At 48.8% G+C, this 26,370-nt stretch carries 23 protein-coding genes; 13 read left to right on the top strand and 10 right to left on the bottom strand.

Annotated features, from left to right (window positions below; genetic code table 11):
* Positions 1 to 15: 15 nt before the first annotated feature.
* From FBF61_RS03285 to FBF61_RS03270, 4 genes are all read right to left on the bottom strand, one after another.
* The gene (locus FBF61_RS03285) at positions 16 to 858 is read right to left on the bottom strand and encodes a zf-HC2 domain-containing protein (protein ID WP_229214900.1); all 843 of its coding nucleotides are present in this window, start codon (positions 856 to 858) and stop codon (positions 16 to 18) included.
* Positions 848 to 1,456, bottom strand: coding sequence for an RNA polymerase sigma factor (locus FBF61_RS03280; protein WP_310590259.1), 609 nt, complete (start codon positions 1,454 to 1,456; stop codon positions 848 to 850). Before FBF61_RS03280 ends, FBF61_RS03285 begins: the two co-directional genes overlap by 11 nt.
* Positions 1,457 to 1,502: 46 nt before the next feature.
* Entirely contained in the window at positions 1,503 to 1,874 is a 372-nt protein-coding gene (locus FBF61_RS03275; RefSeq protein ID WP_138475724.1) for a VOC family protein, read from the bottom strand.
* A gap of 95 nt (positions 1,875 to 1,969) precedes the next feature.
* Positions 1,970 to 2,872 carry a helix-turn-helix domain-containing protein gene (locus FBF61_RS03270; protein ID WP_138475723.1) on the bottom strand — a complete coding sequence of 301 codons (903 nt, stop codon included), beginning with the start codon at positions 2,870 to 2,872 and terminating at the stop codon, positions 1,970 to 1,972.
* Positions 2,873 to 3,057: 185 nt separating this feature from the next.
* Between FBF61_RS03270 and FBF61_RS03265 the strand changes: the two genes are divergently transcribed.
* Complete coding sequence (locus tag FBF61_RS03265) at positions 3,058 to 3,459, top strand: GlcG/HbpS family heme-binding protein (RefSeq protein ID WP_138475722.1); 402 nt, start codon at positions 3,058 to 3,060, stop codon at positions 3,457 to 3,459.
* 367 nt (positions 3,460 to 3,826) lie between these two features.
* Here the strand turns inward: FBF61_RS03265 and FBF61_RS03260 are convergent, their stop codons facing one another.
* Positions 3,827 to 5,587, bottom strand: a complete 1,761-nt coding sequence (locus FBF61_RS03260; RefSeq protein WP_138475721.1) for an ABC transporter ATP-binding protein — start codon at positions 5,585 to 5,587, stop codon at positions 3,827 to 3,829.
* Between the two features lie 122 nt (positions 5,588 to 5,709).
* On the opposite strand from FBF61_RS03260, the gene FBF61_RS03255 reads away from it, so the two are divergent.
* Positions 5,710 to 6,315, top strand: coding sequence for a hypothetical protein (locus FBF61_RS03255; RefSeq protein WP_138475720.1), 606 nt, complete (start codon positions 5,710 to 5,712; stop codon positions 6,313 to 6,315).
* Here FBF61_RS03255 and FBF61_RS03250 read toward each other — a convergent pair.
* The 3 genes from FBF61_RS03250 to FBF61_RS03240 form a co-directional block, all read right to left on the bottom strand.
* Complete coding sequence (locus FBF61_RS03250; protein ID WP_138475719.1) at positions 6,310 to 7,830, bottom strand: GH3 family acyl-acid amido synthetase; 1,521 nt, start codon at positions 7,828 to 7,830, stop codon at positions 6,310 to 6,312. The two genes, FBF61_RS03255 and FBF61_RS03250, sit on opposite strands and share 6 nt — an antisense overlap.
* Before the next feature lie 68 nt (positions 7,831 to 7,898).
* Positions 7,899 to 8,240 carry a hypothetical protein gene (locus FBF61_RS03245; protein ID WP_138475718.1) on the bottom strand — a complete coding sequence of 114 codons (342 nt, stop codon included), beginning with the start codon at positions 8,238 to 8,240 and terminating at the stop codon, positions 7,899 to 7,901.
* A 146-nt stretch (positions 8,241 to 8,386) separates the two neighbouring features.
* Complete coding sequence (locus tag FBF61_RS03240; protein WP_138475717.1) at positions 8,387 to 10,789, bottom strand: PAS domain-containing sensor histidine kinase; 2,403 nt, start codon at positions 10,787 to 10,789, stop codon at positions 8,387 to 8,389.
* Positions 10,790 to 10,893: 104 nt separating this feature from the next.
* Between FBF61_RS03240 and FBF61_RS03235 the strand changes: the two genes are divergently transcribed.
* From FBF61_RS03235 to FBF61_RS03185, 11 genes are all read left to right on the top strand, one after another.
* Positions 10,894 to 11,115 (top strand): hypothetical protein, encoded by a 222-nt coding sequence (locus tag FBF61_RS03235; protein ID WP_229214899.1) that lies wholly within the window; start codon positions 10,894 to 10,896, stop codon positions 11,113 to 11,115.
* Complete coding sequence (gene xth, locus FBF61_RS03230) at positions 11,096 to 11,896, top strand: exodeoxyribonuclease III (protein ID WP_138475716.1); 801 nt, start codon at positions 11,096 to 11,098, stop codon at positions 11,894 to 11,896. The genes FBF61_RS03235 and xth overlap by 20 nt, the downstream gene beginning before the upstream one ends.
* Positions 11,893 to 13,170, top strand: a complete 1,278-nt coding sequence (locus FBF61_RS03225; RefSeq protein WP_138475715.1) for a YihY/virulence factor BrkB family protein — start codon at positions 11,893 to 11,895, stop codon at positions 13,168 to 13,170. Before xth ends, FBF61_RS03225 begins: the two co-directional genes overlap by 4 nt.
* 7 nt (positions 13,171 to 13,177) lie before the next feature.
* Positions 13,178 to 14,380 (top strand): DUF748 domain-containing protein, encoded by a 1,203-nt coding sequence (locus tag FBF61_RS03220; protein ID WP_138475714.1) that lies wholly within the window; start codon positions 13,178 to 13,180, stop codon positions 14,378 to 14,380.
* 50 nt (positions 14,381 to 14,430) lie between these two features.
* Complete coding sequence (locus FBF61_RS03215) at positions 14,431 to 15,039, top strand: hypothetical protein (RefSeq protein WP_138475713.1); 609 nt, start codon at positions 14,431 to 14,433, stop codon at positions 15,037 to 15,039.
* A gap of 66 nt (positions 15,040 to 15,105) precedes the next feature.
* On the top strand, positions 15,106 to 15,555 hold the full coding sequence (locus tag FBF61_RS03210) for a hypothetical protein (protein WP_138475712.1): 450 nt from the start codon (positions 15,106 to 15,108) through the stop codon (positions 15,553 to 15,555).
* Positions 15,556 to 15,683: 128 nt separating this feature from the next.
* Complete coding sequence (locus FBF61_RS03205) at positions 15,684 to 16,304, top strand: RNA polymerase sigma factor (RefSeq protein ID WP_138475711.1); 621 nt, start codon at positions 15,684 to 15,686, stop codon at positions 16,302 to 16,304.
* A gap of 147 nt (positions 16,305 to 16,451) precedes the next feature.
* Positions 16,452 to 17,639: a FecR family protein gene (locus FBF61_RS03200; RefSeq protein ID WP_138475710.1), complete on the top strand. Its 1,188-nt coding sequence runs from the start codon at positions 16,452 to 16,454 to the stop codon at positions 17,637 to 17,639.
* 166 nt (positions 17,640 to 17,805) lie between these two features.
* Positions 17,806 to 21,162: a TonB-dependent receptor gene (locus tag FBF61_RS03195; RefSeq protein WP_229214898.1), complete on the top strand. Its 3,357-nt coding sequence runs from the start codon at positions 17,806 to 17,808 to the stop codon at positions 21,160 to 21,162.
* Positions 21,163 to 21,182: 20 nt separating this feature from the next.
* Positions 21,183 to 22,793, top strand: coding sequence for a RagB/SusD family nutrient uptake outer membrane protein (locus FBF61_RS03190; protein ID WP_138475709.1), 1,611 nt, complete (start codon positions 21,183 to 21,185; stop codon positions 22,791 to 22,793).
* A gap of 189 nt (positions 22,794 to 22,982) precedes the next feature.
* The gene (locus FBF61_RS03185) at positions 22,983 to 24,173 is read left to right on the top strand and encodes a thioredoxin family protein (protein ID WP_138475708.1); all 1,191 of its coding nucleotides are present in this window, start codon (positions 22,983 to 22,985) and stop codon (positions 24,171 to 24,173) included.
* 9 nt (positions 24,174 to 24,182) lie between these two features.
* On the opposite strand, the gene FBF61_RS03180 is transcribed toward FBF61_RS03185, so the two are convergent.
* Both FBF61_RS03180 and chrA read right to left on the bottom strand, forming a co-directional pair.
* On the bottom strand, positions 24,183 to 25,184 hold the full coding sequence (locus FBF61_RS03180; protein WP_138475707.1) for a sulfotransferase family protein: 1,002 nt from the start codon (positions 25,182 to 25,184) through the stop codon (positions 24,183 to 24,185).
* A 3-nt stretch (positions 25,185 to 25,187) separates the two neighbouring features.
* Entirely contained in the window at positions 25,188 to 26,369 is a 1,182-nt protein-coding gene (gene chrA, locus FBF61_RS03175) for a chromate efflux transporter (RefSeq protein ID WP_138475706.1), read from the bottom strand.
* Position 26,370 lies beyond the last annotated feature (1 nt).

Raw genomic sequence — 26,370 nt, 5'->3', positions numbered from 1 at the left:
TGTTTTGTGTATAAATCAAACTGATGAAAGCTGTATGATGGACTGCTCGACTTTAGTCTTGACAGTCTTACGGATGCCTTTCTGGCGCAGCAGCTGACGAAGCGCTTTCACCGAGCGTTTTTCCTGTAGCTTCACCATCAGATCGGCCAGGGCCATTTGTACCATTGGTGAATCCTGAAGAGCCAGCGATGCAATGAGGCCTTCCCTTACCTGTGGCTCGTCGGTGTATCTGATCAGCGCTTCCAGGGTTGCCAGGCGCACATTGGTATTGGTGTCATAGTTAAGGGTAGTCAGCAGGGCTTCAATGACCTTTCCGTCTGCTTTATCCAGCTCGGTGGAGAGGCTTACCGCCTGAAGCCGTTCTACGGCGGAAGAGTTGTCGAGTAGCGAAAGCATCATCATTTGCCGCATTTCCTGCATTTGTACGGCCATGATGTCTATTTTTTGCTGTGCCAATTCGTCGCCCGCTTTCCGGCTTCGCAACCAATATCCCGCTATAACCCCGACACCCAATAACAATATCGTCGCCGCGACCTGCATCCAGACCATCGGTTTGCGGGTGAAGTGAAATGGGCCGACCTGCTCTGGCGGAACATTCGGGGTTTGGACATTATTTTCCTGCTCCGCGATAGTAAGCATATTGTAAAATCTGCTTTCCATGCCGGAACTTGGTTCGGGCGTCTCGTCGGTTTGCAGCCAGTTCCGGACGTCCCTGGTAAGGGCAAGTTCCCGCTGACATTCAGGGCATTGCACAACATGTGCATCCAATACTGTCTGATCCTCGCTTGATAATTCTCCTTTTAATGCATCTGTCAGCCATTCTTTTGCCTGTTCGCAACTGATATGTTTATCGTTCATCTTCATTTTTCAGGTAAATGGTCTTTAACTCATTCATTGCCCGGTGATACCGGGTTTTAATCGCTCCTTCCGTTACATTCAGGATTTCCGCTATTTCCTTGTATTTCAGGTCCTGGTACTCGCTCATGACCAATACTTCCCGATGCGCCTCGCTTAACCGCGCCAGTGCATTTCTGAGCTGGGTCGCTTGCTCCGTTTTCTGCAGTAATTCGTCCGCCAGCGTGCCTCCCCCGATCCTTTCCGCATAATCCTCCACGTTGTGCTGCCGGGCCGACCGTTTGTTGTGCTCCACATGATCGAGAAGAACATTGCGCGCCAGCTGATACATCCAGCTTCGGAATGCCCCATGGCCTGTGAATGAATTTCTGTACTTGATCATCCGGTAAAATGCGGTCTGGACCATATCTTCGCTGGCATCCGGATTGCCGCTCATGTGGTAGAAAAAGCCGAACAGTTCGCGGTGGTAGCGTTTGAAAAGCAGGCCCATCGGATACAAGTCGCCCTCTTTTACCCGGAGCATCAGTATGTTGTCGGCTGGTGAATTCAATGTATAGAAGGTCAGGATGATAATGCGAAGTGAAGACCGGCATAACTTCAAAAGGTTACCGGGAAATGGATAATTTTTTACCAGACCTTTTTTTGCCTCACCTGGTTTGGGAGAACTGGCCGAAGTGCCAGAGGATTCCGGACGGATCGTGCAAAAAACATTCCCTGCCCCAATGCTCCACGCGGATGGGTGTCAGTTTTACGCCCTCGTATTTGTTTGGCAGGTCCAGGGCCAGGAGCTCGTTCCAGTACCGGCCCACGTCATCCACTTCCAGGAAAAGCATGGTATTGTCGATCCAGTCCTTCACATAGGCATCTTGCAGATAAAATGCCAGATTATTGATTTTGAACAAAGAAAAGCCCGGACTCAGAACGACCTCTTCAAAACCGAGGTCTTGGTAAAAACTCCTTGACACTTCAAAATCCCTGGCCCCGATGAAAGGCCGCAGCGATGCAGCTCTGTGTTCCATACCCGTGTTTTATTTGTGTTTGATAAAACAAAAATAGGCAAGGGCGCCGGTTTAATGCCTTGATTGAAATCAATAACTTCCGGGTAGGAGGGGTGTCAGTTCCTGAAAACACTGGGCGATATGCCTTCCTGTTTTTTGAACTGGCGGATAAAATAGTTCAGGTTATTGAAGCCCGACTGGTAGCATATTTCGGTGATGTTCTGCTGGCTGTTCACCAGCAGCATTTTGGCCAGCTGGATCCGTTCGCGCAGGATGTATTCGAGGGGTGAAATGGAAAACCTGTTTTTGAACGCCTGGAAAAAAGCAGAACGGCTCATGCAGCATTCCCGCGCCAGTATGTCCACGCTGATCTTTTCGGAAAGATGCTGTTTTATGTAATCGATGACGCCGCCAAAACGGTTGTCCGGTAACATGTTGTGATCGGTCAAAGCCAGGTTCTGGGTCTGGATAATCCTTAAAAGTAAAAATTTAAGTGAGAGGTCAGCGAGTGCGTCTTTGGCCACGTCGGTTTCCATGCTGATGCTGATCAGCCTGTTGATACTGCCGGCCAGCTCCTTGTTATTCACAAAATGATAGTTGCTGAAATTGAGCTTCCATTCAAATGGCGATTCCTTGTTTGGATATTGGTCATTGAGGAATTCCAGGTTTCGGTTAACGATCCCCCAGTCCAGTGCCAGCGTGGCGCATTGTACCGGGTGGGTGAGGTCGGCTTCGGGGAAATCCACCCGCATCGATACATCGTCAGGAAGTATGACGCTTTCGCCAGGCAGAAAATCAAATTCCTTTGCCCCTGAAAGAGACATGATCTTTTTGCCTCTCATCATACTTGACACCACGAGTCCATTGTAGGATAGCATCACATCCGAACAGCGGTGAAAGGTCTCGAAGATGTTCAGTTCGCAATGCCGCAGGTTGTACACCTTTCTGTGCTCCACAAGCGTGTCCAGCTTGGTAGTGTCACTGAGATTGATTGGCGCAAGATGACATATCTGGTTCATGGTATATTAAGTTGTTAGCCCGGAATGCTTCGATGATAACCGGGCATCAAGTTGGGCCGGGATCCGCTTTAATTCAAACTCAATTTCAATAAATATATTATTGTTCCAATAAAAAAGAGGATTGTGCTATCGCACCGGCGCAGCGGGTAGTAATATTGTTTCTTTTTTTATTTAAAAAACAGATTATGAACATTACACTGGAACAGGCGGAGGCCGTTATAGCAGCGGCCAAGGCAAAAGCAATCGAAACCAAAACATTGATGAACATTGCCGTGGTGGACTCAGGTACTAATCTGATCGCCTTTGCGCACATGGACGAGGCCTGGCTGGGCTCTATCGATATTTCCCAAAAGAAAGCACGTACCGCCCGTTACTTCAACATGCCGTCGGGCGAGATCGGGAAGCTTTCGCAGCCGGGAGGCCCGCTTTACAACATCGAGCATTCCAATGGCGGGCTGATCTCATTTCCGGGAGGTGTATTGATCAAAAACGCCGGGGGGGAAATTATCGGGGCAGTAGGTGTTTCCGGGGACAGCGTTGAAAACGATCATATTGTTGCCCAGGCAGGTGCCGACGCGATCAATTAACCATTTTTAATAATCAAAAAAGAAAATGATATGTGTGGTGTCGGGTTAATAGCCTGATTGAAATCAATAATTGAAAGTTGTGTTTCGTCAGGCGTAGTTTTCAACCGGCCGACGTTGGGTACGTCTTTGCGTCATGCGGTCTGTTCGGCGTAGTTTTCAACTATGACTAACTAAGAAAACTACGCCTAACTTAGCTTGCCTAGAAAAACTTCAAACACTACATTTAAAACCTAATCAGCCAATATCACTTTAATTACTTCCGACGCGGCAACGGAAAATTGTTTGTGATGTTTACAAAAGTATTGATAGGATCTCTTCCTGAATTAATGAGTTCAGATTTCCGTTTTTACGGCGCTTTTAATGCGGTTTACGGTAGGAAGGAAGTCAACCTGCGCTCCCCGACCTGCTGCCGCCACATGGAATAGTACAGTCCTTTCTGACCGAGCAGTTGATCGTGCGAGCCGGATTCGGAAATTTGTCCTTTTTCGAGCACATAAATCACATCCGCGTGCATGACGGTCGAAAGGCGGTGTGCGATCAATATCGTCATTTGCTGGCGCGCGCCGGATATATCGCGGATGGTGGCCGATATTTCCTCTTCCGTCAGCGAGTCGAGGGCGGAAGTCGCTTCATCAAAAATCAGCAGCTGCGGATTCCTTAACAATGCCCTGGCAATGGATAACCGCTGCTTTTCACCTCCCGACAGCTTCATGCCATTTTCTCCGAGAAGGGTATCCAGGCCGTGGGAGGCTTTGGCTACCAGTGCCAGGGCGGAAGCTTTACGTAATGCTTCGTTAATATCTTCGTGGGTAGCGGAAGGTTTTACGAGCAGCAGATTGTCGCGGATGGTACCGGCATAGAGCTGGGTATCCTGCGTCACGAACCCGATCTGCCGTCTCAGGGGGTTGTAGCGGATCTGCGTGGCGGGGGTTTCATTAAAATAAATATCGCCGCTTACCGGTGTATACAATCCGACGAGCAGCTTCACGAGTGTGGATTTCCCCGAACCCGATGGCCCCACAAAAGCAATCGACTGGCCCAGTGCTACTTTAAAAGAAATGCCGTCAATGGCGTTGTACCCGGCCGTTTTATGTCTGAACACCACGTTGTCGAAGCGAAGGCTCAGCAGTTTGCCCAGCTCGATGGAATTTTCAGGACGTTTTTCGACAGGCTTCTGCATCAGCTGGTCAAAAGTTTTCAGGGACGCATCGGCCTCCCGGTACAAGATGATCATATTGCCCAGCTCCTGAAGGGGATTGAAAATGGCCGTGGAAATGAACTGCATCGCGATCAGCTCGCCGGTACTGAGCACTTCACGGAAGATAAGCCACAGCAGAATAAACAGGATCGATTGTTTGAGCAGGTTCAGCATGTTGCCCTGCAGGAACGACAGGACGCTTACTTTCCTGGCTTTTTGCATTTCCAGGTCGAAGATACCCAGTGTCAGCACATTCAGCCGCCTGATCTCCGCGAAAGTCAGTCCCAGGCTTTTCACGAGTTCTATATTGCGGAGGCTTTCGGTGATCATGCCCGCCTGCCGGTTGGTCTCCCTGTTGATCGACCTTTGTATGCCTTTGATACGCTTGGAAACCAGGCCGGTAAGCGAGCCCAGAAGGAGCACGCCTATAAAAAAGACAGGTACAAGCAGCCAGTTCCGGTTGAAACTGTACCAAACCAGGAAACCCACACCCACCAGGGACGAAAAAAGTACGTTGATAAAGGAATTGATAAACCGCTCGGCGTCGGTTTTGACCTTTTGCAGTACAGAAAGGGTGGTACCGCTGCGGCTTTCCTCAAATTCCTGGAATGAAAGCCGCAAAGTTTGTTTCAAACCATCATTGAAGATATACATTCCCAAACGGGCCACAGCCTTGCGGGTAATGTAATCCTGTCCGGCCTTGCACAACCTAGCCAGTACAGCAATCCCCAGAGCAAGCAGCAGCCAGCGCGTAACTCCTCTCAGCAGCTCACTTTCTGACAAATTGTTTTTGTTGGTGCCATACTCGTCAATGATCTTTCCGAATATGACAGGGTCGATCAGCGTCAGGAGCTGGGCCGATGCGGCGAGGAGCAGGGCAAAGAATACGAGTGTGTAGTGCGGACGGAGGTATTTCCAGAGTAGAGCCATGTTGATAGTCGCAAAAAAGTCACACCAGCAGCATCTTTTGAATACAGTTAATGCATCACAAACCGATCTTTGGAACAGTTTTGGTCTTTTCTTAACCAACAATCATTCCGTAATTTTCGCTTATGCTTTCTTCAGATCAGCCAGATGTCCCCAATGTACCCGAAGTGTTCCGCACGAACAAATCTATCCCCAAGGTTTTGGAGAATGAAATATTGCAGGCTCTATCGTTTTACCCGGAACTGAAGGAAACAGCTATAAACTTTGTATTCAAGCAAAAGATTCGGGGCTCGGTCATGCAGGCGCAGCCGAAAATCAGTACGATGTTCAACGCGGACCGTGCTTATAACATCAATATCAGTGCCTTGTTCAAGCTGACGCATACAGCAATTCCGATTCACCAGATCCCTTCTGATGTAATAGTGGGCTGGATAGGGCATGAACTGGGGCATGTGATGGATTATGAAAACCGCAGTCTGCCGGGTATGGTGCGGTTTGGGCTGGGTTATCTTTTTTCTGCACGGTTTGTGAAAGAGGCCGAGCGCGTAGCGGACACGTACGCGGTAAGCCACGGTTTGGGTAAATACATTCTCAAAACCAAGCATTTTATCCTGGATCATGCTTCTTTGTCTGAAAAATACAAGCGTAAAATTGCACGCCTGTATCTTTCGCCGGACGACATTGTGGAGCAGGTTAAAAAACTGGAGGCCGACCGGATTATCCCCTCATGAATTCGCTGCTACAAATGCCTCGAATGCCAGGAAATCCTCTTCCTTCATGACCCTCGGTATCTTCACCTGTCCGCCTTTCTTTTTGGTTTCCTCGCTCCATTTGTAAAACAGTTCCTCAGGGATCAGTTCCACTTCTACACCCTTTAATGCGCGAGTCCGGGCCACATTGTAGTTTTTATTGTTTTCTCTCAATGTCGCATCCAGTGACTCGGCTACTTTTAGTTTATCGGCTTTTTTGTCACACCCCAGAAACCATTTGTTAATGTATTCACCGTCACGGCGAACCGCAGAAATGATAAATTCCTTGATCACCACACCATATTCATTTTCAATGACCCTTAATCCATCATTCATCTGGTTTACAGACAGTTGTTCTCCGACAACATTCAGGTAATGTTTGGTACGGCCGGTGATTTTGATCTCCGCCCTGGTTTTGTCGGTAATCATCACCGTGTCCCCGATCATGTAGCGCCATGCTCCTGAAACGGTAGAGATCAGTAGCACATATTCCACATTTTCTTCCGCATCGGCCAGTGAAAGTACGGTGCCTCCGGGTTTTACCAGTCCGTCTTCATCTACATTGTCGCCGTTAAAAGGTACGAACTCGTAAAATATCCCATTGTCCGGGAACAATGCCATCGACATGGTATCGGGCCGTTTCTGGATTGCTATAAAGCCCTCGGAAGCCAGGTACGTGTCTATGTATACGAGGGGATGCGCCAGTAACTTTTCCAGACTTTTCCGGTACGGATCAAAAGCGACGCCGCCGGTGGTATACACCATCAGGTTCGGCCATATTTCATGAATATTGTTGAGGTTATTATGTCTGATGACTTCTTTCAGCATCAGCTCAATCCACGCCGGAATACCCGAAATACAGCCGATATCCCATTTCGGGGCCTCTTCTGCGATCCGTTTCACCCGTTCGTCGAAATCGGCAATGGAGGCAATTTCGATTCCGGGTTTGTAGAATCCGCCAAACCATGTGGGAAGGTTGCTCGCGCTGATCCCGCTGATCTCGCCCTCCTGATGATCATCCTTTTGAATGAGGTTGGTACTGCTGCCCAGCATCAGGATTTGTTTGGTAAAAAAATCGGAAGGGAGGTTGAATGCCCCTATGTTGGTGATTTCGGAGATACCCGCTTTGCGGATGCAGGCCAGCATGTCGTCTGTGACCGGAATGTGCTTGCTGTTGCTGGTAGTCCCGCTGCTGAGCGCAAAATACTGCTGTCCGCCCGGCCAGGTCACATTCTGATGCCCTTCGAGCAGATAATGCCACCACTCGGCGTACAGTTTGTCATAATCGTGAACGGGCACTTTAACCTGAAATGCAGCCACAATATCGTCTGCTTCCAGAATTTCGGCGAATTGGTATGCTTTCCCGAAAGCGGTCAGTTTAGCCGTTTCCAATAGTTTTCTCAGGACCTCTTTCTGAGCTTCAACGGGCTCAGGGTCACTGATGATCATTCCCGTAAAATCAATTGCCTTCTTAATAAGCTCGCCGATAACCGCCATTTTGTATCTGAATATGAAAGTTTGATGACTTTGCGAATCAAAAAGTCATGCCATTACCGCGAAGACCGCTATTTAACGATGACCAGGGCCGCAGTTTCTCCGGCTCCGTACACATCCTTACCATTCAGCTGGAAGTGGGTATAGTCATGGTATGTAAAACATTTGGATCTGGTCGTCTGGTAGGATGCGATGAGCGTGTCGGTATCAGACTGGTCCAGCCGCAGAAAAAGCTGAGAGCTTCCGCTGTCGTTTTTATAACAATCCGCCTGAAAAAGGTACCCTTTTACGGATTCATCGTATTTGATGTCAAAAATGACATTCGTCTTTTTGTCCGTCTCAAACAGCCTTATCGAATCCGGGGAATACCTTGATCCCTCTGTCGTTACCAGGTTTTTTCCACCTTTATCCACGATAATAAAGCGTATAGGTGCAGTCGGGGGCGGGGAAACATCTGAACATTTGTTGCAGCTTTGGCACAATGGCACCAATATCCCAAGCACACAACACAGAAAAAGACCAGATTTCATAGCATGATGTAAGTGAATTTACCCGTTTGCTAAACGGGTAAATATACACTAAAAACTGAGCCCTGCCCGCGTACGCTGGCGGCTTTGATAGCACCTCCGTGGTTGGCCGCCACTTTTTCGCAGATCGCGAGCCCGATACCGGTGCCGGCAAACTCAGACTTGCTGTGCAGACGCTGAAAAACCTGAAATATCCGGTCATTGTATTTTGCATCAAAGCCGATGCCATTATCCATCACGTCGATCCTGTAATACTGGGAAGCGAGGCGGGCAGGGTTGACCTGGGGCGGGAGCTGTGTTTTTGGCAACAAGGCATAATCTATTTCTATCAAGGGCGTTACGCCGGGCCTGCGGAATTTGATAGCGTTGCTGACCAGGTTCGAAAAAAGCTGGCCAAGCTGGGTACGGTCTCCTTTCACAACCGGAAGCTGCCCGACTTGAATGTGCGCGCCCGAATCGGCAATGCTGACCTCAAGATCCTGTAATACGGCGTCGATGACCTGGTTCAGACGGACGGTGGCTGACGCCTGCTGGCGGGTTGAAATTCCTGAGAAGTCCAGCAGGTCTTTGATAAGGATCGACATTCGCCTGGCGGCACCCTGGATCCTGTTGAGGTAATCGATACCAGCACCCAGTTCGGTAGTATAACGTTTGATCAGCAGATCAGAAAAAGTCTGGATTTTACGTAATGGTTCCTGCAGGTCGTGAGAGGCAATGTATGCAAACTGCAGCAAGTTCGAGTTGGACCTTTCCAGGTCTGCGAGGGAATCTATCAGTTCGCTTGTTCTCAGGTTAATTTGCTTTTCCAGAGATATTTTATCTTTGATTTGATTGGTAATGTCCTGTACGGAACCACTGATGGCCATAGGCTTTCCGTCTGCGTCGAAATGAATCTGGCCGCGGTCGCGCAATGCCCTTACAGTCCCGTCTTTTGCCCTGATCGAGTATTCACAGTTGTAAAAAGGCGAATTTTCCGGTTTTGCCGCCTCGCTTAGCACTTCCGAAATCTTGATCAGGTCGTCCGGATTGATCATGTCACGAATGGTCCCCAGCTCCACTGGCCCTGAACTTTCCAATCCATACCACCCCAGCAGACGCGGCGAGCATTCAACCATTTCAGTGTCAAGGTCTACCCGCCAGGTTCCTATCTCAGCCAGTTCAATCACGTTCCGGAGACTGCCTTCTGCAAGTTCCACTTTTTGCTTCGACAACACAGTTTCGGTGACATCCACAGACATATCCAGGATTCCGTATATATCGCCCTGCGCATCTCTCAGCGGCGTAAATGATATGTTATAATATGTCCGGGCCAGTTTCCCGTCCCGGTAAATATCGAGCGGTGCGCCAAAGCTTTTGTAGGACTGCCCCGTCGTGTAAACGTCGTCAAGTAACTCAAGAAATTTCTGGCCTTCGAGCTCCGGCAGCAGCTCGGCCAGCTTTCTGCCCGCGATGTTCTGACCTTTTCCGATAATATCAATAAAAGCCTGGTTGGGCAAGTCCACTACCATGTCCCTTCCCGTGAAAATCCCCATAGCTGCCGGTGCGGAGGCAATAATGGAACGGAAGCGCTCCTGGCTCGCCTGCAGTTCTTTGAGGTAAATGGCCTGCGAGGTAACATCAATCGCCATATCCATGATCCCGTATACATTTCCCTCATGGTCGAAAAGGGGCTTGTAGGTGAAATCGAAGTAAAAAGTGGAAAGTACGCCCTGTACTTTCAGACGGGCAGGTGCATTTTTAGATTCATAAGCAATTCCGGTTCTGAAAATCTCTTCCAGAATCGAAATAAAGGGCTGTCCTTCCAGCTCAGGTACCGCTTCCAGCAGGGGCTTGCCGATCACCGACCGGTCTTTTCCCCAATATCCGATCATGATATCATTCGCGATCTCGATGACCATGTCCTTACCTACAAACAGACAGGTTGCCACGGGAGCTTCTGTGATGAGGCTGCGGAAACGTTCCTCGCTCGGATAATTTTCGTCCGGTCTTGTCTTAAGCTCGGCACTTCCCGGTATCTGACCTTGCTGTCCGCCATTCTCGTATTGGGGAATTTCAACTGCACTTCCGATGATTCCCACCTCCTGTCCGGCGCCGTCGGTATAAGCCCGGCCGATGAGATGAACCAGCTTGCCGGGAGTATTTTCGGTGCGTACTACCATGTTCAGCTTACCTTCCGACCCTTCGGAAAGTGCCCGTTGCAGCATCTCTCTGAAGAGCCTGCGGTCGCTGATTTGGATCAGGTTATGAAAGGTTTCCGGGTTTAAATTGCTGTCAGCGTGATAGTTAAATAATGTCTGGAAGCTATCGTCGATCTCGTAAGTACTGTTTGCGGCATCAAACCGCCAGCTACTGATAGCTGCGCCCGAGAGCGAAAATGCCAGCAGCTGTTCCCTTGTCGATGTTTGTAGTAAGAAGGGCTTATCTGAGGAGTCCATTTTTCAATAATCCATTTTTCTTTTCATGAGAACGGTAACAAGAAATCTGTTCCAAAGACTAGGGTATGGTTTTGTATGCCAAAGGATGGTTCAATTCAACAGAGATGATAAATAAGACAAGCTTTAAAACGAAGGAAGATCAGGATGTAACGGTCAGTTTTTCAGTCGAAGAGATTGAGGAAATTGTCCCGGATGCCGACATGCGGTACAGCCTGGTCATATTGAAAAACGGCGATAAGCACTTTGTCTGCGGAACGGAAATGGAAATACGTGCGGAGTTTACCGTGCAGCGAAAATCAGGAACGGATGAAAATCGCAACCTTTAATATCAATGGCGTTAATGGCAGGCTGCCCGTACTGCTTCGCTGGCTGAAAGAAGCCGGGCCGGATGTGGTATGTCTCCAGGAACTGAAAGCACCCCAGGAGAAATTCCCTCTGAAGCCAATTCAGGACGCGGGATATGAGGCTGTGTGGCATGGGCAGAAGAGCTGGAACGGGGTAGCAATATTGTCAAAAGGGCTGCCCATGGAAGTGGTGCGAAGCGAGCTTCCCGGTGATAAAAAAGATCTCCATAGCCGCTACATTGAGGTAATTGTGGAAAATATGCTGATAGCTTGCCTGTATCTCCCCAATGGCAACCCGGCGCCGGGCGAGAAGTTCGATTATAAAATGAAATGGCTTCAGCGTTTAAAAAAGCATGCAAAATACCTGATTTCAGAAGAAGTGCCGGTCATACTCGCCGGCGACTACAATGTCATCCCAACCGAGCTGGATGTGTACAAGCCCGAAAGCTGGCTGGACAATGCCCTGTTCATGCCGGAGCCAAGGCGCGCCTATCAGGATCTGCTGAAACAAGGCTGGACGGATGCGATCCGGCATTTGCACCCGGAAGAGCGTATCTATACTTTCTGGGATTACCTCTACAAAGCCTACCAGCGCGACGCCGGCCTGCGGCTTGACCACTTTTTGCTCAGTCCGCAGGTAGCAGGCTTACTATCCTCCTCCGGCGTAGACCGGCACGTGAGAGGCTGGGAAAAGGCCAGTGACCATGCCCCGGCCTGGATAGAAATAAAAGATATCAATCATCAACAGGAAACCATCGTATGAAAAGGATTAAATTTACTTTCGCTCTCCTGAAAGAGAGCTTTGCCGCGTTTTTAGACGACAATGCATTGAAGCTCAGTGCAGCTTTATCCTATTACACCATTTTTTCACTGGCACCCATGTTACTGCTGATTATTTCAATGGTCAGTATTTTTTATGGGAAAGAAGTTTTTGAAGGCCAGCTTTTTGCGCAGATCGCCGGCTTGGTTGGTCAACAGGCCGCTGTTCAGATCCAGGAGCTGATAAAAAATGCTGCGATCACCAATAAGTCGGTGATGGCCGCAACCATCGGCGGGATTACCCTGCTGATCGGAGCTACGGGGGTATTTGCGGAAATTCAGGATTCCATCAATTACATCTGGTCGATCAAATCGAGGCCGCAAAAAAGTTGGCTGCAATACCTCAAAAACCGTGTGCTGTCATTTTCCATCATTATTACACTGGGATTTTTGCTGATCGTATCACTGGGGGTCAATACAGTGGTTGATTTGCTGAGCAGCAGGCTGGAGAAGTACTTTTCAGAAGTTTCCGTCATTATCTTCTCCGGGCTGAACATTGCGCTGGTGCTGGTGATCATCACTGCGCTGTTTACGGTCATTTTCAAAATCCTGCCCGACGGCCATGTCCGGTGGAAAGAATGTGTAGTAGGTGCCGCATTTACTGCTGTCATGTTTGCAATAGGCAAATTTGCGATCAGCTTTTACCTGGGCCAGGCGGACCTGGGCGCCACTTACGGAACCTCGGCCTCGATCGTGATTTTGCTCACCTGGATTTACTATTCTTCTATCATCCTCTACTTCGGTGCGGAGTTCACCAAGGTTTATGCCAAATCGGACGGAGTCGCGATATCTCCCAATGATCATGCCGTGCTGGTCGAGCGGAAGGAAATGGAAACCGAACCAGCTGCTGCCCAGCCGGCTTTTAAAACTGCCCAGGAAAAAGACAAAAAAAACAAAAAGGAGGGCACGAAAATGTGGTTCCATTTTATCACGGATTTTATAGACGAGCGTATCGGGAAAATAAAGGCGGAAATTGAAGCAAGGGTTTCCCAGTTTGCATCGCCTGTGGTCTTTTACCTGATCGTAGCCCTGATCGCCTTCGTCATCCTGATCATTGTCCTCCTGATCTTGGGCGGATTGCTTAACGACGCACTGGATAGTGACTATCTGGGATTTGTGCTGATACTGGGCCTGGTTCTGGTATTACTTTCAGTTTGTTTTTTATATAAAAATAAAGTCATGGAGCTGATCAGAAAAGCAATGGCCGGTAAGTTTTAATACAGATATGGAGCAAAAAGATCATGTGAAAAGACGGAAAAAATGGAGGTATATCCTGCTTGCATTAGTGGTATTGATCATTGTAGCCCGACTGATACTGCCGTATGTGGTGTTGCGTTACGCTAACAAAACCCTCGCGGGTATGAAAGGTTATTATGGGCATATCGAGGATATTGATCTGGCAATCATCAGGGGCGCGTATAAAATCGACAGTATCTATCTGAACAAAACGGATACCACTTCGGGAAAACAGACGCCGTTTTTCTCGGCATCGTTAATTGATCTTTCCATAGAGTGGAAAGCCTTGCTGAAAGGATCTATTGTCAGCAAAATCAATGTCGACCGGCCGGTTTTGGTTTTTACAAAAGACAAGGTGGAACCCAAACAGGTGGTAAGGGATTCAGCGGATTTTAAAAAGGTATTGGATGAGTTTATGCCGCTCGATATCAACCGGTTCGAAATAACAAATGGCAAGATCCAGTACAAAGACAATACATCAAGCCCAAAAGTGGACATTGAAATGAACCGCCTGAAACTGGTAGCGCAGAACCTGAAAAACAGCTATGATTCGTCGGCAGTGCTGCCGGCCAGTGTAAAAGCCAGCGCTACGGTCTATGAAGGCACGCTTACACTTGACGCGAAACTGAACCCGCTGGATGCTGCACCCACATTTGATATGAGCGCCGAATTGAAAAATACCAATCTGGTCAAGCTGAATGATTTTTTCCAGGCCTATGCTAAAATTGATGTGAACAAAGGCACTTTCGGACTTTATTCGGAAGTCGCGGCCAAGGAACAGAAGTTTGCAGGATACGTGAAACCGCTGATCAAGGACCTCGATGTGCTGGGAAAGGAAGATCGTAAAGACAATATTTTCCGGAAGCTGTGGGAAGGGCTTGCGGGAGGCGTGGGCGAGATATTTCAAAATCAGAAGCTCGACCAGGTCGCCACCAAAATACCTTTTGAGGGAAGGTTGGACAATCCTGATACGAATATCTGGTTTGCGATCACTACCATGCTGCAGAATGCTTTTATACATGCTCTTCAGCCTTCGATAGACAATGAAATCAGCATTGGTTCTGTGGAAGTTCAGAAAGAGGAAAAAAAGACTTTCCTGCAGAAGGTGTTCGGGTCTGACAAGAAGGATAAAAAGTCCGGTAAGAAAGATAAAAAGTCTGACAGGAAGGACAAGAAGCCTGAGAAGAAATAGACGGGCAACTTTCAATATGCAGGTATATCATCCTATGAACAAAGGAAGCAATGAACGAAAAGAATTTCACTAAAACTGTCCCGGAGAATGTGGATGGCAAACTGATTAACGCGGAAAGTTTCAGGGACCTGCCCGATGCCGGCACGGCGAAAAGAGTTTATGAAACAGCCAGAAAACGTTTGCTGGATGTCAGTAAATGGAATGATATCTCGTCGGGGCTTCTTGCTGATTTTCAGCTTTCTGACCAGAACGGTGCAGCCGTTTCAGGACCAGTGCAGCAGGGTTTTTATTTGAGGATCGATATTCCGGGGCCGGGCAGCGATGCAGGCGACGGGTACGACTGGGTTTTTGTCGAGAAGATAGAAGAATACGAAACCGAAGATGTGCAGAGCATAGCCGTGCGGGTGCGGCCGGTCGCTAATCCGCTCGGAGATAACCTGCAAACAGCCCATTTTTATACGTCAGAAGCTACCAGCACATTTACTGTGACAAGGGAAAAGCTGAGCGTAACTGCCGCCGTTTATGATCGTAATATCAAGGTTAACCACGATTCCGAGCAATTTCTCGACCGAGCCAGGAACATGCTGGTAGGCAGCGTCGGCCGGATGGCGTTTTCGAAAGTCCAGTGGGAGGATCTGGCCGGGGCGTTGCTGAAATGAGCCGGTTTTCAGGAACGGTTTTTTAACACGGACGGGAAATCAGGATTAACGTAAATGATATAAACTATGAAACCGGAAATCAGAAACATTATAGGAGGTCTTGCAGGCGCAATTGTACTGAATGTGGTTCACGAAGCCGCAAGACGGCTTTATAGCAAAGCCCCCAGGATAGACCTGATCGGCGAAGAGGCGCTGACCAAATCCCTGAATGCAATGGGTATGGAGGCCCCGACGGGAAATTTATTGACGGGCTCGACGCTGGCAGCGGATCTTGTGAGTAACACTATGTATTTCAGTATGATAGGCAAAGAAGGAGAAGGTAGCCTGCTGGTACGCGGCGCCGGATACGGACTGGCTGCCGGCCTGGGCGCTATCGGGCTTACACAGCAGCTGGGGCTCAGCGATGCGCCGGTTACCAAAACAAATGAAACCAAAGTAATGACTGTTGCGTGGTACCTTTTGGGCGGGTTGTCGGCCGCTTTTGCCATGATGAAAATAAAAGAACTGGCGGAATAAGATCGGTACTCATAGCGTACCAATATTTCACTATTGGTGACTTGTGAAATAATAATTTGTTTCGGGCTGAATTTTTGATATAATAATTTACTTTTGTTATTTAAAGCAGAATAAAATATTGTATTATATTGAAACTGTTATCGCCCAGACCGTTGGATGCCCGCCCGTTAACTGATGAGAGAGAGCTGATGCTCCTGGCCTCAGGAGCGGACCAATCGGCGTTTACCATGCTCTTCAATGCCTACAAACACAAGCTTTACGGCTACGTGCTCCGATTGACTGAGTCCGAAATGCTGGCGGAAGATATTGTGCAGGAGGTGTTTATGAAGCTTTGGGCAGATCACCCATCGCTCGCGTTGATCGATAATTTCGGCAGCTACCTATTTCGCATGTCCAAAAACCATGCACTGAACCATTTTAAGAGAATGGCCCACGAAACGGCCATCATCGCCGAAATGTTCAGGGAAAACGATGAAAGTCGTAACAATGCCCACGAAATGCTCGCTGCAAAAGAAGTGGAGCAGGTGCTGAAAACTGTCGTGAATGGCCTTCCACCACAGCAGAAAACAATTTATTATTTGAGCAGGGAGGAAGGAAAAACGCATGATGAAATCGCGAACCTGCTAAAAATTTCACCCAATACCGTCAAAAATCACATGGTCCAGGCCATGGCAGCGATCCGCTTCCAGATGCGCCGCCATGCAGATTCCCTGCTGATCGCTGCTACTTTGCTGAGCCTGAAAAAATAATTTTTAAAAAATAGCCGTTCAACTAGTCCCCTCACTCCTGCCAATTGTCCTTCATTTGGTAATTGTTCAAAACAGCCCGTCTTTTCATGGTTGTAATGCGATACCGGCAAATGAAATTTATGCCGTTAGGGCAATCTGTGCTATTTTATGCAATTGGAAAGAATCAAGTATCTGACTGGTAAATTCATCAATGGTACCCAAAGCCCGGATGAAAAAAATGAGCTGGCCGCGTGGCTGAACGATCATCCGGAAGACACGCAAATAACTGAAGTGCTGGAACACGCTTGGAACCAGTTTGAGCCAGACGAAAAAATGCCGGACGACACTTCGGACCGTATCATAGTACATCTTTTTGGAAACGACCGTCAGCCTGGCAGCCCGGATGCCGGAGAAAACCGCCCGGCTGTGTGGCTATGGTCCAAGATTGCTGCGGCTGTGGTGCTGGTGCTTGGCTTAGGCTGGTATTGGTGGGGCGGGCAGCAAGATGCGAAGCTCGCAAAAGTACCGGATAAACGGTCCGACTTCCGAGATTTGCCGCCGGGAGGAAATAAGGCTGTTCTTACGCTTGGTGACGGGTCCAGTATCGTGCTCGACAATGCCGGGAACGGAAACCTGGCGCAGCAGGGCGGCACAGACATTATTAAATCGGGCTCGGGAGAGCTGGTTTACAACTCAGGAAAAACGGGCGGAAGCGCTCCTGTTTTCAATACCATTGAGACACCCAAAGGCGGACAGTACCACGTAGTACTGCCCGATGGTACGGGCGTATGGCTGAATGCAGCGTCGAGTCTGCGCTTTCCGACCGTTTTTACCGGCACCGAAAGGCGGGTTGAAATTAAAGGCGAGGTATACTTTGAAGTGGCGCGCAACAAGCAGATGCCGTTTATCGTGAAAGCGGCTGAAACCGAGATCGCTGTGCTGGGCACTCATTTCAACGTCATGGCCTATTCAAACGAGACGGTGATGCGGACTACTTTGCTGGAAGGCTCGGTAAAGGTTTCGCGAGACGGATTTTCCGCAATGCTGACACCGGGGCAACAAGCCCGGATGCGTGTTACGTCCGGCAGCATTGAAGTGTTAAAAGACGTGGATACAGAAAAAGAACTGTCGTGGAAAAACGGCTATTTCCAGTTCGAAGACGAAAACCTGGAAAGCATCATGCGGCAGGTTTCCAGGTGGTACGACGTGGAGGTCGCGTATGAGGGAAATACCAGCAGCGAACGTTTCACTGGCAGGTTACCGCGCAATTCCAACGTTTCAAAGCTCCTGAAAATACTCTCGCTCAGCGGCGTGAAGTTCAGGATTGAGGATAAAACCATTATTGTTACACCTTAAACCAAAACCAGATGCGTATGATCCGATAGCGACTTCATTTCTTGGCCGGTCTCCTGTCTGAAAAAGGCAAAAAAGAACGGGAACGTTGCAACCGCTCCCGCCTGGAAAGAGCTCGGCACATGTCAACAATTGTCTCACTGTTTAGTACCAACTCTCAAACAAAAGTATGAACCACAACTCTTTTATCCAAAAGGGGCAGGGATCCTCGTATGCCCGTGAGGGACATCCCCGCTCTCCACTCCTCAGGGCCATTTTGGTTATGAAACTGATCTTTATTTTTTTACTCGCTTTTTGCATGCAGGTCAGCGCCCGCAGCTATTCGCAGAAAATCACCATTGTGGCAAAAAATGCACCATTGGAAAAGATTTTGAAGGAAATTGAAAAGCAAAGCGGATACTCTTTCTGGTATAAAACGGAACTGATCCAAAAATCAGAAAAAGTAACCCTGGCCATGCGCGAGAGTGCGCTGGAGGAAGTGCTCGCCAAATGCTTTGTCAACCAGCCCCTTGAATATTCCATTGTCGACAAAACGGTGGTGCTGAAAGCAAAAAAGCTGCCGGATTCCATACCTGCGGTCAAAAAGGTACTGGAGCTCATCAAGGGACAGGTACTTGGGCCCGACGGTAAGCCGCTGGTTGGGGTTACCGTGGTAATAAAGGCTTCCAAAGTGGGCACCACGACCGATACGGACGGAAATTTCAGTATCAACGCAGAAAATAACGATGTGCTGGTATTTTCCTATATCGGTTTCACTACCAAGGAAGTAGCTGTCGGCAGGCAAAGCAACATGGCAGTGACCCTGGCCGAAAGCAATACGACTTTGGGCGAAGTGGCTGTGATCGGCTATGGAACGCAGTCGAGAAAAACGTTGACCAGTGCGGTAAGTACAGTAAAATCGGAGGACTTGAACAAAGGTGCGATCACGGATGTGGGGCAGCTTCTGCAGGGGAAAGTGCCGGGGCTGAATATCACGGCCAGCGGTGACCCTAACAAACCGGCTGCCATCGTATTGCGCGGGGCTTCGACGATCAACAGTTCGCAAGGACCGTTTTATGTAATAGATAATGTGCCGGGTGCCGACATCGCGACCATCGCCCCCGACGACATTGCCTCCATAGACATTTTAAAAGATGCGGCTGCGACGGCCATTTACGGTAACCGGGCAGCCAACGGCGTGATCATGGTCACTACCAAAAGAGGTAAAAAAGGCGACATGAAAATTTCGTATAACGGTTTTGTAGGCATCGAAAAAGTGTCCAATAAACTGGAAATGATGAGCGGGACACAATTACGCTCTTACCTCGACCAGAATGGCATAGGGCTGTCGCCGAAAGACGACCTCGGCGCGGACACCGACTGGCAGTCGGAGATACAGAAGAAGAATGCGATTTCCACCAATCATAACCTGTCATTCAGCGGAGGCACCGACCACAGTACTTACAGTGCAAGCATTAATTATGTCGATAAGCAGGGGATTTTGCTCAACAGCTCTTTGAAAAGAGTCATCGGCAGGCTGGCTGTGGAGCAGTATGCATTCAAGGACAAACTTAAACTCGGGCTTACCGTTACAAATTCCAACAGCACCGCCAACGATATTCCGTTTAGAAACACGGTACTGTTGCAATCAGCGTTGTATCTGCCGGTTTCTCCGGTAAAAAATGCAGATGGGAGCTATTTCGAAAACCCGGAACATACCGACTACTATAACCCGGTAGCGATGCTCAACAACAGCGAATCAAAAACGAAGACCAACAACCTGACAGGCAGCTTTACCTCCCAGGTGAAATTGCCTTTCGGATTAACTTATGACCTTAATTTTTCTTATCTCAACACGACGTCGCTGGGCGGAAGCTATTACAACAAATACTTCACCAGCCATTACAACAACATGTATGACAATCCGGAGCCGGGTCTTGGTTTTCATAGTCAGCAGTCGTTTGGCAGTAATGGTCAGGCTACCCGGAGTTCTTACCGGAATTCAAGCAAGATCCTGGAAACATTTTTGACCTGGAACCGCGATTTTGGCGATCATAACATCAATGCCGTAGTGGGTTACTCCTGGCAGGATTACATTATCGGAGAGGGTTTTCAGGTGACAACAAGCAATTTGCCGGTCGATAATATCAGCTATAACAACCTCGCCCTGAGCAATCCTTATGCCATTTCTGGTTTTCAGATCGGCTTCGGCGCAGACGGGATCTACCAGCAAACCCGGCTCATCTCGGATTTTGCGAGGCTGAACTATAACTATAAAAATAAATATCTTCTGCAGGGCTCGGTGAGACGCGACGGAAGCTCGGTGTTTGGTGCAAACAACCAGTGGGGGTATTTCCCGTCTGCCGGGGTTGCATGGCGTGTGACGGAGGAAAATTTTATGGCGGGACAAAAATTATTCAGCGAACTGAAGGTACGCGCCAGCTATGGCGTTACGGGTAACGCGACCGGCTTCGGGGCTTATACCACACAATTTTTGTCGGGAAGCCTGGGTACTTATTATTACAATGGCTCGCTTACCGCGGCTCTGGGCCCGACGCAGGCCGCCAACCCGGATTTGAAATGGGAAAAAACGGCTACCAGCAATATTGGGGTTGATTTTACAATGTTCGACGGTAAGCTAAGCGGAACCCTGGAGCTTTACAACAAGAATACGACCGGCATGATCTATTCCTACAATGTGGACCCAATCCTGGTGCCAACCGGCAAAATCACGACCAACGGAGGAAGTATCAATAACAAAGGCATTGAACTGAACCTGAATGCAAACCTGATCAACAAAGGAGGGTTTAGCTGGAACACGGGATTGAATCTTGCACATAATAAAAATACTGTTACGAGCCTCTCCAACCCGCTTTTTGCGGGCGGCGACTCGGTTTTGCTGGCGTATCCGGAAGGGCTCGGACAATCGAGCCACTCCCTTGAAATCCTGAAAGCGGGCAAGCCGCTGGGGCAGTTTTTTTCCCTGCAATATGCCGGTAAAAATGATGCGGGGGTATCACAGTACGTAGGAGGCGACGGTTCGCTGACGACCACGCCGATCATCGGTGTGGACTACAAATACCTCGGGAATGCACAGCCAAAACTGCTGGCCGGGTGGAGCAATAATTTCCGCTACAAAAACCTTGACCTGAACGTATTCCTCCGGGGGACTTTTGGCAACAAGATATTCAACGCAACCCGTGCGGACCTCTTCCGTCCTAACACAGCCCAGTACACCAATATCCTTGCCGAAGTGGCCGGGGAATCGATGGCTGATTTCAATTCCTACTTGTATTCTTCGCGCTTTGTTGAAAGTGGAAGCTATGTGCGTTTTGACAATGCTACGCTGGGTTATAATTTCAAAAACCTGGGTGCATCGATCAAAAATCTGCGGGTTTACACGTCAGTAAACAACCTTTTCGTCATCACCGGATACAAAGGTGTCGATCCTGAGATCAACCAGGGAGGAATTGCGCCGGGCGTGGATTATAACAATTTCTATCCCAAAACCAGGACATTCCTGCTGGGCGTGAACGTATCATTCTGATTTTCAAAAAGCGAGCTATTATGAAAAGATCATACATAAAATCAATTTTTTCCGCCATGGTCCTGGGAACGCTGTTTTCCTGCCATGAACTGAACGTCCCCGTCACTTCTGAGCTTACGCCGGATGTTTTTCCGAGCGATGATGCGCAGTTCATAAGCGCAGCCGGACCGGCCTACGTGGCACTGAGAGGCAATATTTCTGTGGAATTTTTTCACCTGCAGACCTTGAGTACGGACGAAGCTATTTTTCCTGCAAAAGGCGGAAACTGGTTCAACGGAGCCGAATTCAAGGATCTTCATTACCACACCTGGACGAAGGATCACGGTACCGTGACCGGCAACTGGGTTTGGCTGAGTACGATCATCGGTACAGTCAACCAGTCGCTTTCAATCCTGGAAAGCAATATGCCGGAGGGCGCGTCAAAAAGCCAAACGCTTTCGGAGCTGAAAATGGTGCGGGCGCTGGCTTATTTCTGGATGATGGACAGCTATGGAAATATTCCCATCATCACAACTTACGGTGACTATAGCCCGCATCCCAACGTGCCGCGTGCAGAAGTTTTTGCCTTCATCGAAAGTGAGATCAATGCAGCATTGCCTGGATTGAGCGAAACCGTCGACATCACAACATATGGCCGTCCCACGAAATATCTAGCCTATGCATTGTTGGCAAAAATGTACCTGAACGCCGAAATTTACACCGGTACCAACCGGAACAGCGACTGCATCGCGGCTTGTGATCAGATCATCAGTTCAGGTAAGTTTTCGCTCGAGCCGGCTGCCACTTACCTGCAGATGTTTTACCCAAACAACGGTCCGCAGATGAAGGAATTCATTTTTTCGATCCCTTTCGATGCCACTGCTGCCAACAGTTTCCCTTTCAGGGCCACCAACCTGCATTCCCGCTATGATATTCCGAGGGGGCTTGTGGGTAAGTACAAAATGCCGTTTACGCCGGATGCTGCCGTGAGCACTTTGCCTGAATTTTATAAACATTTCAACGATGCCAATGATGTGCGAAACAAAGAATGGCTGACGGGTCTGCAATATTATAATGACGGCTCGCCGGTCATGGTTACGACCACAAAAAAAGGGTACGACCAGTTTTACGCAGGCTCGGATCCTTCGGCCCCGTACACTTATCAGGTGAACATTACGCCGGAAGTTTCGCTGCGTCAGGACGTTACTTCCTTTGATGTTGGCAATGACGAACTTGCATGGAACATGGGTTACCGGAATATCAAATTTTACCCTGATGCGGGTTCCCTGAACCGTAACCAGAATAACGACGTGCCGATCTTTCGCTACGCCGATGCGCTCCTGATGAAAGCCGAAGCCATTCAGCGCGGAGGTGCGGCCACGGGCGGCGCGAGTGCCCTCGCGCTTGTCAACTCGGTCCGCACCGCCAGGTCGGCTGCCGCCTTTACAAATTTGACGCTGGAAAACATTTATGAGGAACGCGTCAGGGAATTTGCTTCCGAAATGTGGCACCGGAACGACATGATCCGCTTTGGTAAATATGAGGGAAAATGGGGTTATAAGACCGACTCAGACGTTAACAAACGTATTTTTCCGATCCCTAACTCTGCCCTGCTCCTGAACCCCGCGCTGGTTCAGAACCCGGGATACTGATGCGAGCCGCAATGTGTGGGAAAGTCAGTTAGTTTGCTGTTGTGCCGAGGGGTGGTTTGCTTGCAAGTCATTCCTCGGCACAACATTTACAATCCTGTCATATTCCGATCTGGGATTTTAGTGATATATTGGTGACTAAATGCCGGCACCATTCAGCGGCGTCTGGTTTTACTTCAATGGCTTCAAAAAATGGCAAGATTATTACTGACGGCAATCCTGGTATTCGCCCATGCCGCGCTGCGGGCGCGGGAAACCCCTTATATCAATTTTGAGTCAACGTCGTGGGAGCAGGTTTTGCAAAAAGCCAAAGCTGAGAAGAAATACGTATTTCTTTATGCATCCACGCCCGGGTGCCGGTATTGCAGGCAAATGGAGAAGGAAGTATTTAACCAGAAGGAAGTATCGGATTTCTACAACACCAGGTTTGTTAGCTACAAAATCAACATAGAGGACGGCTCGGTAGGGGAGGCTCTCGCTAAAAAGTACGGTGTCAAAAGTTATCCTACCTACTTATTTTTCGATGGAAGCGAAATGCCTGTTCATCAAAGTCTCGGCGGAAAACCTGCTGAGAAATTTATAATGGATGGAGAAAATGCTTTTAATCCTGAAAAGGCCATTTTTTCTCTGAAAGAGAAGTATGACAAAGGCGACCGGTCGCCGGAGCTGCTCTATAATTTTGGTAATGCACTGGAAAATTTTGGAAGTGAGGACAGTCCGCTGGAAAAAGTGACAAAGGAATATCTCGAAACCCAGTCACCTCAGCAGCTTCAGTCTGAAAAGAACCTGCGTTTTGTTTTTACAAAATATCTTGCGTTCAATTCGCCTGGTACCCAATACCTGCTTGCCAATGCAGATCTTTTCAAGCCGCTTTTTGGTGCTGATCTGGTACAAAAACGCGTTCAGCGAATCATTACAAATACAGCCGGTAAAGCGGGCCAGAAAAACGATGCAGAGCTTTTCAAAGATGTCGTTACGGCGGTGGGGCAGAAGTATACTTACTCCAACCGGCTGCTCGGACTTTCTAAAATCTATTTTTATCAGGGGCAGAAAAACTGGAATAAGTATGCGCAGGAAACACTGGACTACGCTCTAAAAGTGGATAGCACCGATTCGGGGACTTTTTACGAAACGGCTGCGTATATAAAAGCTTTTGCCAAGGACATTCCTACGTTGGAGACAGGCGCGCAGCTGATCAAAAAAGCGATTGCACTTGATAAGAATTACGAGTACCTCTGCATCTACGCTACGCTTTTGCATAAAACCGGTAAGAACAAGGCCGCATCCGAAACAGCAAAAGAAGCGCTGGCGCTGGCCGAGTCGACCGGCCAGGACGGCAGCGATGCAAAAGAACTGATAGCAGAAATTAGCAAGGCACATTAACAGCTTCTCTTACATCCTCGCTCTGACCGACTTCAGCAATTCCTCCTGTCCGCGTCTTTTTTCAAGATCTTCCGGCCGGAGTTTTTTCCTGAATTCGGCTTTCAGCTGTTCATTGATTTCTGTAAATCCGGCGATTTCTTCTTCCCGGAACGGACTTTGGTTTCTCCCAAACTGAAGTTCGTACCCCAGTGTTTCCAGCGTGTCCCCGGCAACACGTTCAAAGATCCGGATATCCTCTTGGCTCAGTTCTTTCAGGAATTTATGGTGATTGTCAGCGAGTACGGGTTTTACCACATTTTGCCACATCAGCCCGGAGTTGGCAGTTTCCTTCGATTCATCGGATTCATGATAGGCCATAGCCGATTCCGAATATTCCACATCCAGGAACCCGCAAAGCCTTTTTAGCTCTGCCTGGGGATTCTGAAGCAGGTCCTCGTAGCGGAGCTGGATCACCCGGTCGCCGCCAAGTTTTTCGTACAGATCAACTGACGCGTCTTGCTCCTCTTTCCACTGGCGGGCTATATGATAAATGTGTTTTTCGCCTACGATCGCCTTTTTGAAAGAAAGCGCCACATCGCGCCCATCCCGGAAAAGGTGTACGTAAAGCGGCTTGGGATCGTACTTTTCGAGCTCATCCGCATAGCGGATATTGGCCATGCTTTTGCACATCCAGATATGGGCGCCTTCACTTTCGGCCTTGAGTTCGTACACTACCCGTGTAATTTCCGGAAGCGTGGCTGTTTCACACCTGTCCAGGATTACCTTCTGGTTCAGGGTCACGCCTGTCCAGGGTACGGGGTTGGTTTCAACCAAAGTGCAGACATCGGCAATCAGGGTTTCAAAATTGCCCGGGATTTCCAGATCACCGTAAGCTGGCAGCAACGGCATCAGTCGTTCCAGTATGTGCGGCGGGTGCGGAGCAGACACGCCTTTCAGCTGGTTAAGCATCAGGCGGAGCAGGTTAGACCCGGAACGCTGGGTCCCGATCATCTGGACGGGGGTAAAAGTCATGGATTATAATATTAAAATTCCTGTAATGCCGGCCGCCGGGATCACATACACCGGATCGACTTTGAAACGCATGATGACGAGCAATGCAATGCCAAAAATTGCGGCTGCGAAAAGAGAAATCCCGTTGCCCCAGAGGATCGTCAGCGCGGCCGAAGCGATCATGCCGATGATAGCAGGCCTTAAACCTTTAAAAATAGCGGTTACTACGGCGGATTTACTGATTTTGTTGAAAAAACGTGCGCAAAATATGGTCAGTACTGCCGTAGGGGCAAATATGGAGATCGTGGCATTCAGCGCTCCCCAGAACCCGGCAAGCTTATAACCAATAAAAGTCGCGCTCACAAAAATAGGCCCTGGCGTGATCTGCCCCATCGCCACGGCATCCACAAATTCCCGGTTGGAAAGCCATTTCATCCCGTCGACCACAATTTTTTGCATTGTAGGGATAATTACATAGCCGCCGCCGAACTGGCTAAGGCTCATGCCCGAAAAGGTCAGCAAGATCGTTTTGTGTATTTCCAACAGCGGATTTCCGTTTGCCCAAACCCCCAGAACGCCCAGCCCGAGCAGCGGAAGCAACAGCCAGTAAGTTTTCTGCGAACTTTCAGTTTGCACAGGTTTCGCGTCTTGAGAGGCAGGCACAACTGATGATTTGTAATAATAAAAATACCCGAAAACACCGCATACCGCCAGGATTGCCAATGTGGTAAGGTAGGATTTTGAATAAAAAACCAGGATTCCCGAAGCAATTGCGATGACGATCTGCGGAATGTCTTTGATGCTTTTCTCGCCCAGATTTACAGCCACGCTTACGATGATAGCAGCAACAGCCGGCAGGATTCCCGCAAAAAACTGGCTCATCGCGGGAATATCGCCATATTGAAAATACAAATGCGACAGTCCTAACATCAGCAGAAAAGACGGCAGCAATACCGCCACCACACTGACCAGCGCGCCGGTCCAGCCGCCGAGTTTGTAACCCACAAAAGAAACAACATTGACGGCCATAGGGCCGGGCAGCACGGAAGCCAGCGAAATGCCTTCCATGATATCGGTACCTTCCAGGTTCTTATCTTGTTCAACCACCTTTTTCTGAATCATCGAAATCAGTGCCATAAAACCGCCCCAGGACGTCGCGCCGATCCTCAGAAATGTCAGAAAAAGGTAAGTCAGCGAGGGTTTCATG

Origin of the sequence: Dyadobacter bucti (genome assembly GCF_005869225.1) — a bacterium.
In the GTDB taxonomy this organism is placed as follows: Bacteria; Bacteroidota; Bacteroidia; order Cytophagales; family Spirosomataceae; genus Dyadobacter; species Dyadobacter bucti.
This window is presented reverse-complemented; position numbering and strand designations above follow the sequence as displayed.

Coding starts and splice junctions, on each gene's coding strand:
- FBF61_RS03260 (WP_138475721.1), bottom strand. CDS start 5,587: ATGGCTCTACTCTGGAAATACCTCCGTCCGCACTACACACTCGTATTC.
- FBF61_RS03200 (WP_138475710.1), top strand. CDS start 16,452: ATGCAATTGGAAAGAATCAAGTATCTGACTGGTAAATTCATCAATGGT.
- FBF61_RS03210 (WP_138475712.1), top strand. CDS start 15,106: ATGAAACCGGAAATCAGAAACATTATAGGAGGTCTTGCAGGCGCAATT.
- chrA (WP_138475706.1), bottom strand. CDS start 26,369: ATGAAACCCTCGCTGACTTACCTTTTTCTGACATTTCTGAGGATCGGC.
- FBF61_RS03235 (WP_229214899.1), top strand. CDS start 10,894: ATGATAAATAAGACAAGCTTTAAAACGAAGGAAGATCAGGATGTAACG.
- FBF61_RS03195 (WP_229214898.1), top strand. CDS start 17,806: ATGAACCACAACTCTTTTATCCAAAAGGGGCAGGGATCCTCGTATGCC.
- FBF61_RS03225 (WP_138475715.1), top strand. CDS start 11,893: ATGAAAAGGATTAAATTTACTTTCGCTCTCCTGAAAGAGAGCTTTGCC.
- FBF61_RS03240 (WP_138475717.1), bottom strand. CDS start 10,789: ATGGACTCCTCAGATAAGCCCTTCTTACTACAAACATCGACAAGGGAA.
- FBF61_RS03285 (WP_229214900.1), bottom strand. CDS start 858: ATGAACGATAAACATATCAGTTGCGAACAGGCAAAAGAATGGCTGACA.
- FBF61_RS03180 (WP_138475707.1), bottom strand. CDS start 25,184: ATGACTTTTACCCCCGTCCAGATGATCGGGACCCAGCGTTCCGGGTCT.
- FBF61_RS03255 (WP_138475720.1), top strand. CDS start 5,710: ATGCTTTCTTCAGATCAGCCAGATGTCCCCAATGTACCCGAAGTGTTC.
- xth (WP_138475716.1), top strand. CDS start 11,096: ATGAAAATCGCAACCTTTAATATCAATGGCGTTAATGGCAGGCTGCCC.
- FBF61_RS03190 (WP_138475709.1), top strand. CDS start 21,183: ATGAAAAGATCATACATAAAATCAATTTTTTCCGCCATGGTCCTGGGA.
- FBF61_RS03275 (WP_138475724.1), bottom strand. CDS start 1,874: ATGGAACACAGAGCTGCATCGCTGCGGCCTTTCATCGGGGCCAGGGAT.
- FBF61_RS03270 (WP_138475723.1), bottom strand. CDS start 2,872: ATGAACCAGATATGTCATCTTGCGCCAATCAATCTCAGTGACACTACC.
- FBF61_RS03220 (WP_138475714.1), top strand. CDS start 13,178: ATGGAGCAAAAAGATCATGTGAAAAGACGGAAAAAATGGAGGTATATC.
- FBF61_RS03215 (WP_138475713.1), top strand. CDS start 14,431: ATGAACGAAAAGAATTTCACTAAAACTGTCCCGGAGAATGTGGATGGC.
- FBF61_RS03265 (WP_138475722.1), top strand. CDS start 3,058: ATGAACATTACACTGGAACAGGCGGAGGCCGTTATAGCAGCGGCCAAG.
- FBF61_RS03250 (WP_138475719.1), bottom strand. CDS start 7,830: ATGGCGGTTATCGGCGAGCTTATTAAGAAGGCAATTGATTTTACGGGA.
- FBF61_RS03185 (WP_138475708.1), top strand. CDS start 22,983: ATGGCAAGATTATTACTGACGGCAATCCTGGTATTCGCCCATGCCGCG.